Origin of the sequence: Nannocystis punicea, from assembly GCF_026965555.1 — a bacterium.
Lineage (GTDB): Bacteria > Myxococcota_A > Polyangia > Nannocystales > Nannocystaceae > Nannocystis > Nannocystis punicea.
Window position 1 is genome coordinate 8,886,604 of record NZ_CP114040.1, and the last position, 12,508, is coordinate 8,899,111.

Sequence of the window (12,508 nt, forward strand, 5' to 3'; positions counted from 1 at the left end):
GAGCGCGTGCTAGGATGACCCCATGTCCGCTCGCCGGCTCGCCCTCGCCTGCTCGCTCGCGGGCGCGTGCACCCCCCTGTCACCTGGCCTCGAGGACATGGAGGAGCCGGCCCCGAGCGAGGTCGGACCTGTCCCCAAGGACAGCGACCACTCGGGCCGGACGCTCCAGCTGGCCGCGGTCTCCGACGGCCCGTTGACGGTCACCCCGCTGGCCGACCGCGGCGTCGCGGTGTACGGCCCCGGCGTGCTCGCGCTGGCCCTCGGCGGCGGCCCGCTGGAGAGCGACGGCGATTGGCTGCGCGGCTGGCCGCACCAATGGGTGTTCGCCGTGGGCGGGCGCTGGCCCGACCGCGCGTTCCTCTCCGCGATCACGGAGATGAGCCGCACCGGCATGACGTACTCGGTCCGAAGCTGGCGACGCCGCGCGTGGGTCGAGTCGCCGCCGCCCGGCGCCGCGAAGATGCTCGAGTTCTACAGCGACTTCGCCGTCGCCTCCGACGGCGCGCTGCTCGGCCTGCGCGGGTACACCCCGCCGATGTTCGGCGAGGGCGCCGGCGACGACGCCTCGCGGCGGGTGACGATCGATCGCCTCGACGACGGGTCGCCGCCGCCGTGGCCGCCGCTGCCGCACGGGCGCGGCGCGGAGCAACTGTTGACATTCGCCGACGGCTCGATCGTCGTCGTCGGCATCGACCCCTCGTTCTCGCCCTCGCTGCACCGCTGGTCGCCGGGCGGGCGCAAGTGGGTCGAGCTGCCGCGGCCGCCCGAGCGCGGCCGGCCGGAGGTCGGCGACGGCCCCGCGGTCATCGTCGGCCGCGACCCGGCCCGGCTGTACGCGCATCGCTGCCTCGCCGATGCGCAGCCGGCCCTCGATCGCCTGTCCGAAAGGACATGGAAGCCCTTCCCCCAGCCGCCGGGCGGCTGCATCACCTCGCTGGCCGAGGCGCCCGACGGGACGCTATGGCTGGTCAACAAGCGCGGCCTGTTCCGCCGCCGCCCGGGCCCCGAGTCGACCCTTTGGGAGGCGGTCCCCCTCGAGCCGGTCGAGGTGCCCGGCAAGCCGGTCGCGCAGGTGCCCGGCGGCCCCGAGCTGCCGCCCCCGGGGCCCGAGCCGCTGTCGCCGCAGCAGGTGCTGGCCCTCGATCGCGGCGAGCTGTGGCTGGTCGCCACGGTCGGCGACCCGCACACGATGCCGCCGCGCCAGGTGGTCCTGACCACCCGCATGGTGATCTTGCCGCTGGTCCTGCGCCCTCTGTCCAAATGGTCAGGTTGATTCAAAGGCCCCCGATCGCTCGTGTCCTTCGCGCCCCAGGTCGCGCGATCGCTCGACGCGGTGGACACGAAGTGCACCGCGCGCCGGCCCGCTCCGAACAGCCGCGCTGATTGACGACCTCCGAGCGCTCCTGTCACCCGCGCCGCGGGTCGCGCGACGGCGGCGCGAGCTCGACAGCAGCGTCCTGGCACACGCCCCTGGCCTCGACGGCGAGCGTTCGCAGTCATGGATCGCCCGCCTCGCCGGCGAATGATTCACATGTCCGATAGGACATGCCCTCGTGGTCATGTAAACATTCACCGCTCGGAACAGACAGACGCCGGCTCCGGCCAGCGAGCCGCGCCACCCTCGCCTCAGGCCTGCGGCGCCGGGCCGACGTAGCGGGACGCCGGGCGGATCAGGCGGCCGGTCGCGCGTTGCTCGAGCACGTGGGCGCACCAGCCGGCGACGCGACCGGCGGCGAACGTCGGCGAGAACGCGGCGCGGTCGAGGCCGACCGCGTCGAGCAGCACCGCCGTGTAGAACTCGACGTTCGCGGCCAGCGGGCGGTCGGGGTACTTCGCCCGCAGGGCGCCCTCGGCCACCCGCTCGACCGCGCGGGCCAGCGCCAGGCGGCCGTTCGCCAGCCCCGCTTGCTCGAGCCGCGCCAGCGCGCCCTCGAGCACCGCCGCTCGCGGATCGCGGACGCGGTAGATCCGGTGGCCCATCCCCATGATCCGCCGGCCCGCGGCCAGCTCCGCCTCGATCCACTGCGCGGCGCGGGCGGGCTCGCCGATCTCGTCGAGCATGTCGAGCACCGGCCCCGGGGCGCCGCCGTGGAGCGGCCCCTTGAGCGCACCGATCGCCGCCACGATCGCCGACACCGCGTCCGAGCCGGTCGACGCCACCACCCGGGCGGCGAAGGTCGACGCGTTCATGCCGTGGTCCGCGACCGTCACGAGGTAGGTCTCCAGGCCGGCCACGCGCGCCGGATCGGGCAGCTCCCCGGTGAGCATGCGCAGGGTATCGGCCGCGTGCGACAGCTCGGGATCGGGCGCGAGCGGCCGCCCACCGGCCCGGGTGCGGGCCCACGCGGCGGCGTACACCGCCACCGCGCCGGTCAGCCGCGCCGGCGCGTCGAAGCCGTCCTCCGCCGTCAGGCGGGCCGTCGCGGCCCGCAGCGCGTCCATGCCGTCGACGAAGCGCGGCAGCTCGTCGGCCTCGAGCTGCTCGAACGCCCGCACCCGGCCCTCCGCCAGGGCGCGGCGGATCGCCGCGAGCGCCTCGCCCTGCGGCAGCGCGCCCGTCCACAGCAGCCCCGCGGTCGCCTCGAACGAGGTCGCGCCGGCCAGCCGCTCGATGTCGTGGCCCTCGACCACGAGCCGCCCGCGCTCGCCGTCGACCTCGCTGAGCCGCGTATCCGCCACCACCACGCCGTCCAGACCGCTCCTCGTCGCCGTCGAGTCCATGCAGTGCCTCCTGGCCTGGAGATTGATGCCGCCGGGGACGTTGATCAACGTTGATTCGACAATCCACCATTCGCTTGATAATTCACGCTCTGCGATCATGACCGAAGGCCGCGAGGACCCCCACCACGAGGGCGCCGAATTCGTGAGCGGCAAGGAGGCCGCCGCGCTGCTCGGCGTCAAGCGCGAGACGCTCTACGCCTACGCCAGCCGCGGCCTCGTGCGCAGCGAGCCGGGCGGGGCCGGGCGGGAGCGCCGCTACAGCCGCGACGACCTCGAGCGGCTCAAGGCCCGCCGCGACGCCCGGTCGGGCCACGGTCCGGTGGCCGCGGGGGCGCTGCGCTGGGGCGAGCCGGTGCTCGAGTCGGCGTTGACGGCGATCGAGGCCACGGGCCCGCGCTACCGCGGTCGACCGGCGGTCCTGCTGGCGGAGGCCGCCTCGTTCGAGGCGGTCGCCGAGCTGTTGTGGTCGGGCGTGCTGCCCGAGCGGCCGCCGCGGTGGTCCGTCGCCGGCCTCGGCGTGCGGCTCGCCTCGCTGACCGCCCTGTTGCCCGAGGGGGCGCCGCCGCTCGTCACGCTCGCGCTCGCGGTCCCGGCTCTCGCCGCGGCCGACCCCGACCGCTTCAACCCCGCGCCGGCGCCCGAGCTCGTCCGGGCCCGCGCCCTCATCGTCCGCATGGCCGCGCTGGCCGGGGCCGGCCTCGACGTCGAGCAGGTCCGGCCCGCGCTCGCCGAGGCCGACGTAGCCGGCGCCCTGCTGGTCTCGCTCGGCGCCCCCGCGACCGCGCGCGCCCGCCAGGTCATGGGCCGCGCCCTCGTCCTCTCCGCCGACCACGAGCTCAACGCCTCCGCCTTCGCCGTGCGCGTCGCCGCCTCCGCCGGCGCCGACCTGTACGCCTGCGTCTGCGCCGGCCTGGCCACCCTGTCCGGCCCGCGCCACGGCGGCATGGCCGATCGCGTCGAGGCGCTCGTCACCGAGGTCGGCAAGCCCGAGCGCGCGCGCGCGGTCGTGCAGGAGCGAGCCCGCCGCGGCGAGGAGATTCCGGGCTTCGGCCACCCGCTCTATCCCGACGGCGATCCCCGGGCCGCGGCGCTGCTGGCCGCGGCCGTCGAGCACGCGCCGAGGAGCCCGCGGGTCCGCACGATCCACGCCATCGCCTGTGCCATGCGCGACGCGGGCCGCGAGCGCCCCAACTTCGACGTCGGCCTGGTCGCCCTCGGCGCGGCCCTCGGCCTGCCCCCGCGCACCACCGTCGCCATCTTCGCCGTCGGCCGCGCCGCCGGCTGGCTGGCCCACGCCTTCGAACAACGCGCCGCCGGCTTCCTCCTGCGCCCGCGCGCACGCTACGTCGGACCGTGATCGCCGGCGCGCAACTCGGCGTCACGCCGCGAATCCTCCGAGGATGCGCCTCATGGTGATTCTTGAGCGCTGGGGACAGGCCGCTCCTGCGCGTCGCCAGGGGCCCTCGTTCAGGGACCCTGCTGCACGTCGCACGCGCTCGGGCGCCACACGAACGTGCGCAGCTCCTCGACCTCGAAGTAGTCGTCGGCCAGCGAGTGCACGATCACGCCGCGCTCGTTGAGCTTGCCGTAGACCTGGTCGCCCGTGAACCCGGGCGCGGGCGGGAGCGGCTTCAGGCCCGAGACATCGCCGACGACCTGGCCGCCCTCGTAGCTGAAGCCGGTGATGAGGCCGTCCTCGTTGATGTCTGTGACCTCGACGGCCTCGAGGCCGGGCGCGAGCGGGATCTCGAGCAGCTCCTCGCCGCGCCAGAGCACCGGGACGAGCCCCTTCTCGGCGCTGACCGACCCAAGGACGTCGCCGCGGTCGTTCAGGTCGACGAATCGCATCGGCTCGCCGCCCAGGCGCGGCATCTCGCGGACCTCGTCGCCGTCCCACAGCACCAGGCGTTCGTCGATGTCGAGGACGTCCTCCGTGTTGCAGTACATGGAGGCGAGGACCTGACCGCGGCGATTGATCCGCACGTCGTTGTTTTGCAGGACGCCGAGGGGGCAGAGCTCGACGGCGTCGAGCTTGCGATTGGCGCGCCACTTCGCGAGCTCGCCGCTGTCGAGGTCGATGCCGGCGATCAGGTTGTCCTCGTTCACGTCGCCCACCGTCCATATGCCGAGGTCCTGGACCTCGTCATCGCGCCACAGGACGGCGCGCCGGTAGATGAATCGATCCGCGTGCTCGATGATCAATCGCAGCACCACCCGCCCGTCGTCGTCGATCCATCCGCGCTCGACGCCGTCGTTCTGCGGGAGGGGGATCTCCGCCCGCACCTCGCCGTCCTGCCACACGAAGGCCTGCTCGCCCTCCTCGCCGTCGCGGTACGCGGCCACCAGGACCTCGCCGCGCTCGTTCATGTCGAGGGCGTGGAGCGACCGGGCGTCCTCGACGACGATCGGCTGCGGCGGACCGCCCGACCACAAGTAGGCGCGCGAGGACTCCTCCTGGAGCGAGGTGTTCAGCAGCACCCGGCCGTCCTCGTCGAGGTCGACGAACACCTGCCAGGGCGAGGGCGGGTCGCCGAGGTCAGGGACGGGCTCGACGGTGTAACAAGCGGCAGGTGCGGCGCCCTCGCGCGGGCCGCTCGCCGAGGGCACGTCCTGCCAGCCGAGGCCGACCGCGAGCGCCAGCACCCGTGCGCCGCAGCGGCGTCGCTGCCGCGAACGCTCTCCGCGCTCTCTCACCATTTCAGTCATGACGCGGTCCTCCACGCTCTTACGATATCGGCGAAGCAGCGCCTCGCAAGCGCGCTGAACCGCCCTGTGAGCGCGAATCATGGCAGCAGGCCGACGAACGGCTTCGGCCTCGCTCCACCAGCTCCGCCGCTCCCCTCGCTCGGACGGCCCGTGCCCGCGGACCGGGCGAGCTCCTCGCGCTTCACCTCGAATGGTGGCAACGCCGGCCGATCCTCGCACAGTCCGGCAGGCCGGGCCTGACACCTGGTGACGAGAGACTGCGACCCGCGTGAGCGCGGAGGCGGAAGCTCAGCCCGGGGGCTCCGCTCGGCGCTCGCCGACGCGAGCGACGAGCAAAGGACGCATCATGGGACATGTCCCATGAGTCATACCGGAACAGCCCCCGCCCCCTTGCCCGCCAGCCCGCGGCGCAGGCTGCCGAGCGCCCGCAGAAGCCCCTCGATGTCGCCCGGCTCGTGGCGCGCGCTCAGCATCATCCGCAGTCCGGCGCGGCGGCGCGGCACTGCCGGGTACACGGCCACGTTCGCGTAGTAGCCCGCGGCGAGCAGGCGCGCCCCGAGCTCGACGGTCTGGTCCTCGTCGCCGATCTCGACGAAGCGGATCGGCGTCGGCTGCGAGCTGCGGACCCACAGGCCCTCGCCGGCGGCCAGCACGTCGAACAGGGCGATGCGCTCGCGCACCGCGGCTTGCAGCGCCGCGAGCTCGGGCGACAGCAAGATCTTGGCCGACGCGATCGCGGCGCCGAGCTGGGCCGGCTGGAGCGGGCCGGAGAACACCATCGGACCGCCGCAGCTGAACACCCGCCGCGCCGCGTTCGGGTCGGCGAACACCAGCGCCGCCCCGCCGGCGGCGAAGCCCTTGGCCAGACCGAGCGCGACCGCCATGCGCGCGTGGATGCCGTGCTCGCCGAGCACCACGCCGGCGCCGTGGCGGCCGGCCCAGCCGACGCCGTGCGCGTCGTCGACGTAGGCGAACAGCTCGGGCACGCGGTCGAGCAGGCCGAACAGCTCGGGCACGTCGACGCAATCGCCGTGCATGCTGTACACCCCGTCGCACAGGTAGAACACGCGCGCGTGGCTCCGCACCAGCGCCCGCGCCTTGCGCTCGACCTGGTCGAGGCGGCCGTGGCCCACCGGCGCGCACGGGATGCCCTGCTGCTTGAGCGCCGGCAGCACCGCCTGCACGCTGCTGTGGACCTGGACGTCGAACAGCACCGCGTCGCCGCGGGCGAGCAGCAGCGGCAGCGCGGCCTGATGTCCCAGCGTCGTCGTCGGCGCGAGCACCAGCGGCAGCTCGCCGACCATGCGCCGCAGCAGCCGCTCGAGCTCCGCGTACGGCGGCGCGGACACGTACGCGCGCGAGCTCGAGAACTGGGTGCCCCAGCGCATCACCGCCTCGCAGGCGCCGACCTTGAGGCGCACGTCGGTCTCGAGCCCGAGATACGAGCAGCTGCCGAAGTGGACCACGCGACGACCGGCGAGGGTGATGTGCCGGCCGTCGAACTCGCCGTCTTCGGCGACCTGGTGCGCCAGGCCGCGGCTGCGCAGCGCGTCGGCGTTGGCCTGCACCAGGGCGATCCGCTCGTCGAGCGACCCGGTCGTGCGCTTCAGCTCCGCCACGCCCCACCGCTCTCGCGCGCTCGCCGACGACGCCAGGAAACCGCCTCGACCCCGCGGCCGCCCGCGTGCGATCGATGCTCCGCCCCCGCTCCCCGCATCCCTCCAGTATGCCACGCACGTCCGCGCCTGAGCCCGCTCGAAAGCTCACTGCGCCGGCTCGCGCCGCGCGGCTATGCCCGCGCCAGCGCGCCGGCTACCCTCGAGCGGGCTCAGGAGGCCGCGCATGCGCGAGGGAGCAGTGGTCCTCATCACCGGCGCATCGTCGGGCTTCGGCGAGGCCGCGGCGCGGCTGCTCGCCGCACGCGGGGCGAAGGTGTTCGGCACCAGCCGCCGCGCCGCCCCCGGCGAGACGCGCGACGGCTTCACCATGCTGCCGCTCGACGTGCGCAGCGACGCCTCGGCGGCCGCGTGCGTCGACGAGGTCGTGCGCCGCGCCGGCCGCATCGACGTCCTGGTGAACAACGCCGGCTACGCCCTGGCCGGGGCGGTCGAGGAGACCGCGATCGACGAGGCGAAGGCGCAGTTCGAGACCAACTTCTTCGGCACGGCGCGGATGATGCGGGCGGTCCTGCCGATCATGCGCGCCCAGGGCGGCGGGCGGATCGTCAACGTCTCCTCGCTCGCCGGGCTCGTCGGCGTGCCGTTCCACGCCTACTACTCGGCCACCAAGTTCGCGATCGAGGGGCTGTCCGAGGGCCTGCGCCAGGAGGTGCGCAGGTTCGGCATCCACGTGTCGATGATCGAGCCCGGCGACTTCAAGACCGCCGGGACCGCCGCGCGCGAGCGGGCCGCCGCCGGCCTCGACGCCTACGCCGCCACCCGCGACCGCGCGATCGACATCATGGCCCGCTCCGAACAATCGGGCCCCGACCCGATCGGCTTCGCGCGACTGCTGCTGCGGATCCTCGAGGCCCCCCGGCCACGCCTCCGCTACCGCCTCGGCAACGACGCGGTGTGGGTGCCGCGGGCGCGCCGGCTGATCCCCGAGTCGCTGTTCGAATGGCTCATGCGAAACAACTACGAGATGAACGAGTGAGCCACGCGCCGCAGTCGAGCGCGGCGGGGCGAGCACCTCTGCTGGGTGATCCGCGACCTCGGCGGAGCCTTCGGGTCCCACGTGTAGCGCAGGCCGGCGAAGCGGGCGAGGTCGGCCCGTTCGCCTCAGGCGTCCAACGCTCCAGCTCTCGGCGAGAGAGCCGTTTCAACCGTAGGAGCAAGTCAATTCCTTCCAAGATTTCCGAGCGCTCAGGCATGCTTCGTCCGGGCGCCGATCGGCGTGCTGCTCGTGGCAGGGCCTGGGTGTCGACCGCGTCGGGGCCTACCCGCGGAGCCGCTGCGCCCCACAGGGGTGAGCACGCCGGGTCGCGGACATTCTGACCTTATAGACATGTCCTTTTAGTCATTGATGGTACACCGACGACCCTTTCGCCGTCGTTCTCGCGCACCCGGCCGCCGGTCATGCGAGACGGCCGCTCGGCCCGCTCCCCTCACTGCGGCAGCACGCGGCTGTCCGGCGGGCCGATCCATGAGATCGGGGCCTGGCAGGCCCGCCCCGCGCGACCCGGAAGCCGCTGCCGTGCTCGGGTGCAATGGCGGCTGTGTTGACCTCACTCGCTCGAGCCTGATAGGTTCCACCCGTGTCGGAAACGCCCCCCAGAGCCGCTCTGGAAGCCGTCCTTCAATTGTTCGTTCCCGCCGAGCTCAGGGACATTCTGCGCGCCATCTATTCGGACACGTTTCTGCACTACCTGCCGGTGAGCTCGTCCTCGCCGGCCGAATTCTACGGGCAAACCCTCGATCATCTGCTGCGGCACGGCCTCACGCCGGTCCTGTTCCTGCGATTTCTCGAGCGCCGGCCGCTGAAACGGGCGCAGATCGTCGCCGCAGCCGGCGCTCATGGCATCGCGGTCCCGGCGGACGCGCCACCTTCTCCCGGCCCCACGCTGCCCGCATCCGTGAGACCGGTCACAATGATGGTACGCCTGGTCCTGGACGCTCCCGTGACGGTCTTCGACGAGGACGAGCTACGGGCCACGCTGTCGGAGATCCTCGGCGCGCGCGTTTCCGAAGTGCACATCAACTCCATTCGCCCCGGAAGCACGATCGTCACGCTGGACGGCGATCCCGAGACGCTACAGCTCCTGCTCACTGCCCTCAACCAATCGCCGATGGCGCGCGCGTTATGCGCATCGCGACTCCGGCTCCGATACTATGGCGTGGTCTTCGGGCCCGACGAGGGGGAGGCGTATCTCGAGGAGGTGAAGCCCGACGCGGCGGCGCTCGCTGGGGTCCGGTCCGTAGCAACGCGACGCGACCGACCGCCCGCAGCCGAGAAAGCGGACACCCTGGATCTGCGGCTTCCCGCCGAGCTGGCGGCGGGCGACGAGTTCAGCCCGGGGTTGGAGGCGGCTTGGGATTACGCACGGGCTCGGACCCAAATCTTCGGCGCGGACCCCCCGGAATTGGTGGTCTCCGGGCGCTATCGAGTCATGCGCCTCTCCAAGCGAGATGGCCTGCAAGCCGTATTTGAGGCGTACGATCCGGTCGTCGACCGGACCGTGGCGCTCACCTGCGTGAGTGCGCCGGAGCACAGGGGACGGGCTCGCGAGCGGCTGTTCCGCGGAGCGCGGGCCCTCGGGCGAATCTCACACCCGAATGTCGTGCGTTGCCTCGACGTGTTCGAGGCGCAGGATGACACCTACTTGGTGACGGAGCGGCACAGCGGCTCTCCATTGGACGCGCACGAATCCGAGCGGACGGCGGAATGGCCACGGATGCTCGGACGGCTGCTCGTCCTCGGCCGCACGCTCGCGGCCGTCCATCAGAAGGGCGTGGTTCACCGCGATATCAAACCGTCCAACGTCGTCATCGTCGACGGCGATCATCTGCTCTTGGTCGGCTTCGGCCTGGCAATCATCCGAGACGAGGCGAGACCGGAGCCGCTGAACGACGAGGACAAGCTCGCTGGGACGCCAGCCTACATGGCGCCTGAAAGCTTCGCCGGAGAGGGCTCGACTCCGGAGAGTGACCAGTTCTCGTACTGCGTCACCGCGTGGGAGTGCCTGTTCGGGAGCCGACCGTTCGAGGGTGACCCGCGAGATTTTCTGGCCCAGTCGGTCCAAAGGGGGGTGATTGTCGAACCACCGGGAAACACCAGAGTACCGCGCTGGCTGCGCCGCATCCTGGAGCGGGGGCTCCGTCCCGACCCGCGCGAGCGCTTCCCGTCGATGCACGTGCTCGTCGCGGAGATCGAGCGTGGCCTGGTACATCACCGTGTGCGCGGCCTTGTTCTCAGGATGACGATTGCCCTGCTCGTGTGCCTCCTGGTGTGGCAGTTGCTCGCCCGCGCCATGAACGGCTGAGCTCCGTCGCCGCTCGACGTCGACCAGCGCTCCTCCTGCAGGCCGACGAAGTCCCGGCCGCGCTCTCGAGGCGCCGTCGCCGTGTCGATGCGACCGATGCGATCGATGCGGTGGGCCAGCGAGAACGACACCGGCGAGCCCAGGGTCGAGCTTGGATTCCGTCGACGAAGCGCTCGGTCGCCTCGAACGTGTACCCGAGCCGCAATGGAGTTGTCGCCCAGCAGGCACATCCGCCTGCCGTGCTCGACGAGGCCTGGCAGCCTCAGCCGATCGGCTGCGGCTCGGCTGACACGGGCCGCGCCCGGCGCTACGCTCGTCGCCACCACCCAGGAGTGCCGCCATGGCGATCACCCTCAATCACACGATCGTACCGGCCCACGACAAGGTCGCGTCCGCTCGGTTCTTCGCGCAGCTGTTCGGCCTGCGCTACACCGGCGAGGTCGGTCCGTTCGCCCCCGTGCGCGTCAACGACTCGCTGACCCTCGACTTCGGCGACGGCGACGACGGCTTCGAGGTCCATCACTACGCGTTCCTCGTCGACGACGCCGAGTTCGACGCGATCTTCGGCCGGGTCCGCGCCGCCGGCCTCCCGTTCGCCTCGGGCCCGCACGGCGGGTTCGACAACCGGATCAGCCACTACGGCCAGGGCGGCCGCCGCGTGTACTTCGCGGACCCGAACGGCCACTTCCTCGAGCTGATGACGCGCACCGACGAATGAACCGAGCGCGGCGCCCTCGCACGCGTCGCCGTGAGCGCCTCTCCTCTTCGAGCCGGGGATTCGCGCCGACGAATGATTCGTGCGCGGCGCGAGTCGCACGCGTGCGCCTCGCGGTCCTCCGCGAGCCGAGGACGCCCACCGACGAATGAACCGCGAGCGGCGCGATGCCCACGCGCGCACCGCCACCGCTCTGAGGACGCCCACCGACGAATGAACCGCGAGCGGCGCGATGCCCTCACGCACACCGCCACCGCTCTGAGGACGCCCACCGACGAATGAATCGCGAGCGGCGCGATGCCCACGCGCGCACCGCCACCGCTCTCGCCTCGCGGTTCTTCCTCGAGCTGAATGACGCGACCGCTGCGTCGCGCGTGGCGGCCGCGACCTCCTCGAAGGAACCGCGAGCGCGCGCGACGCCTGAGTCGCCGCCGCGAGCGCCCTCGCGCGAACCGCGTTTCCGCGGGGCCTGCGCCTCGCGCCGCGCGCGAACGCCTCCTGTTTTTCGCCGACGAGTTGCAGCCGGCGGGCAATTTTTCTCCCGGCACCGGCGACTCCACGCGAGCAAGCGGGACGGCGCGGCAAACGACCTCGCCGACTCGCCGCTTCACCACGAGAACTCGTCATGCTGCGCTCGAACTTTCACTTCCTTACCCTTACGTTCCTGTTCTTCACCGGCGCCTGTGACCCGTCCAAGGGCGAGACCGACAGCGCCACCGGGTCGACCACCGAGTCGACCACCGAGGCGACCACCGGCGATTCGACCACCGGCGAGCCGACCACGGCCCCCTCGGTCGGCGAGGGCAGCGAGGCCACCGGGGACGACGACCCGCCGGTCGCCACCTCCGGCGAGGACACCGAGGGCGACACCACCTCGAGCACCACCGGTCCCGTCGACCCCGAGCACCAGAGCGCCTGCGAGGCCGCGTGCGACAACATGGCCAAGTGCGACGACACGGTCGACGCGGCCGAGTGCGCGGTCGGCTGCGCCGAGGAGTTTCAGGAGATCGACTCCGGCTGCGTCCCCGCCAACCTGGCCCTCGTCCAGTGCATCTCCGGCCTCAGCTGCTTCGACCTGGAGGAGCAGACCGACGAGGGTCCGTGCGGCGACGAGCTGGAGGCGCTGCTCGACTGCGACGGCGGCAACTGCAAGCTGGCCATGAGCCAGGGCGACGACGGCTGCGGCCTCGGCCGCTACTGCCCCGACGCGCCGGCGCGGGAGATCGATTGCACCGGCGACCTCTGCGTCTGCACCGAGGACGGGGTCGAGGTCGCCCAGTGCGCGGCCGACGGCGTCTGCCTCGACGGCGACGCGATCTTCGACAAGATGGACACCTGCTGCGGCTTCGAGTGATGATTCGCCGGTCCGACCGGACCGGCGAATC

9 protein-coding genes are annotated in these 12,508 nt (G+C 72.5%); 6 read left to right on the top strand and 3 right to left on the bottom strand.

Translation table 11 applies throughout. The annotated features are described in order from the left end of the window. The first annotated feature begins 22 nt into the window (after positions 1-22). Complete coding sequence (locus O0S08_RS33975; protein WP_269033588.1) at positions 23-1,273, top strand: beta propeller repeat protein; 1,251 nt, start codon at positions 23-25, stop codon at positions 1,271-1,273. Positions 1,274-1,626: 353 nt separating this feature from the next. Here O0S08_RS33975 and O0S08_RS33980 read toward each other — a convergent pair whose 3' ends face one another. Then, the gene (locus O0S08_RS33980; RefSeq protein ID WP_269033589.1) at positions 1,627-2,721 is read right to left on the bottom strand and encodes a citrate synthase; all 1,095 of its coding nucleotides are present in this window, start codon (positions 2,719-2,721) and stop codon (positions 1,627-1,629) included. A gap of 97 nt (positions 2,722-2,818) precedes the next feature. Here O0S08_RS33980 and O0S08_RS33985 point away from each other — a divergent pair, with 97 nt between their 5' ends. After that, positions 2,819-4,078 carry a citrate/2-methylcitrate synthase gene (locus O0S08_RS33985; RefSeq protein WP_269033590.1) on the top strand — a complete coding sequence of 420 codons (1,260 nt, stop codon included), beginning with the start codon at positions 2,819-2,821 and terminating at the stop codon, positions 4,076-4,078. Between the two features lie 110 nt (positions 4,079-4,188). On the opposite strand, the gene O0S08_RS33990 is transcribed toward O0S08_RS33985, so the two are convergent. Beyond that, positions 4,189-5,427, bottom strand: a complete 1,239-nt coding sequence (locus O0S08_RS33990) for a hypothetical protein (RefSeq protein WP_269033591.1) — start codon at positions 5,425-5,427, stop codon at positions 4,189-4,191. A 365-nt stretch (positions 5,428-5,792) separates the two neighbouring features. Then, a complete protein-coding gene (locus tag O0S08_RS33995; protein WP_269033592.1) occupies positions 5,793-7,046 on the bottom strand; it encodes an aminotransferase class I/II-fold pyridoxal phosphate-dependent enzyme in 1,254 nt (417 codons plus the stop codon). A gap of 223 nt (positions 7,047-7,269) precedes the next feature. On the opposite strand from O0S08_RS33995, the gene O0S08_RS34000 reads away from it, so the two are divergent. The 4 genes from O0S08_RS34000 to O0S08_RS34015 all read left to right on the top strand — a co-directional run bounded on the left by O0S08_RS34000 (position 7,270) and on the right by O0S08_RS34015 (position 12,477). Beyond that, positions 7,270-8,082 (top strand): SDR family NAD(P)-dependent oxidoreductase, encoded by an 813-nt coding sequence (locus O0S08_RS34000; RefSeq protein ID WP_269033593.1) that lies wholly within the window; start codon positions 7,270-7,272, stop codon positions 8,080-8,082. A gap of 601 nt (positions 8,083-8,683) precedes the next feature. Beyond that, positions 8,684-10,408, top strand: a complete 1,725-nt coding sequence (locus O0S08_RS34005) for a serine/threonine-protein kinase (RefSeq protein ID WP_269033594.1) — start codon at positions 8,684-8,686, stop codon at positions 10,406-10,408. Positions 10,409-10,748: 340 nt separating this feature from the next. Continuing rightward, positions 10,749-11,126 (top strand): VOC family protein, encoded by a 378-nt coding sequence (locus O0S08_RS34010; protein WP_269033595.1) that lies wholly within the window; start codon positions 10,749-10,751, stop codon positions 11,124-11,126. A gap of 622 nt (positions 11,127-11,748) precedes the next feature. Then, entirely contained in the window at positions 11,749-12,477 is a 729-nt protein-coding gene (locus O0S08_RS34015) for a hypothetical protein (RefSeq protein WP_269033596.1), read from the top strand. The last annotated feature ends 31 nt before the right edge of the window (positions 12,478-12,508 follow it).

What these genes read in the sequence shown, in the direction of transcription:
- O0S08_RS33975 (WP_269033588.1), top strand. Translation starts at nt 23, where the DNA reads ATGTCCGCTCGCCGGCTCGCCCTCGCCTGCTCGCTCGCGGGCGCGTGC.
- O0S08_RS34015 (WP_269033596.1), top strand. Translation starts at nt 11,749, where the DNA reads ATGCTGCGCTCGAACTTTCACTTCCTTACCCTTACGTTCCTGTTCTTC.
- O0S08_RS34010 (WP_269033595.1), top strand. Translation starts at nt 10,749, where the DNA reads ATGGCGATCACCCTCAATCACACGATCGTACCGGCCCACGACAAGGTC.
- O0S08_RS33990 (WP_269033591.1), bottom strand. Translation starts at nt 5,427, where the DNA reads ATGACTGAAATGGTGAGAGAGCGCGGAGAGCGTTCGCGGCAGCGACGC.
- O0S08_RS33980 (WP_269033589.1), bottom strand. Translation starts at nt 2,721, where the DNA reads ATGGACTCGACGGCGACGAGGAGCGGTCTGGACGGCGTGGTGGTGGCG.
- O0S08_RS34000 (WP_269033593.1), top strand. Translation starts at nt 7,270, where the DNA reads ATGCGCGAGGGAGCAGTGGTCCTCATCACCGGCGCATCGTCGGGCTTC.
- O0S08_RS33985 (WP_269033590.1), top strand. Translation starts at nt 2,819, where the DNA reads ATGACCGAAGGCCGCGAGGACCCCCACCACGAGGGCGCCGAATTCGTG.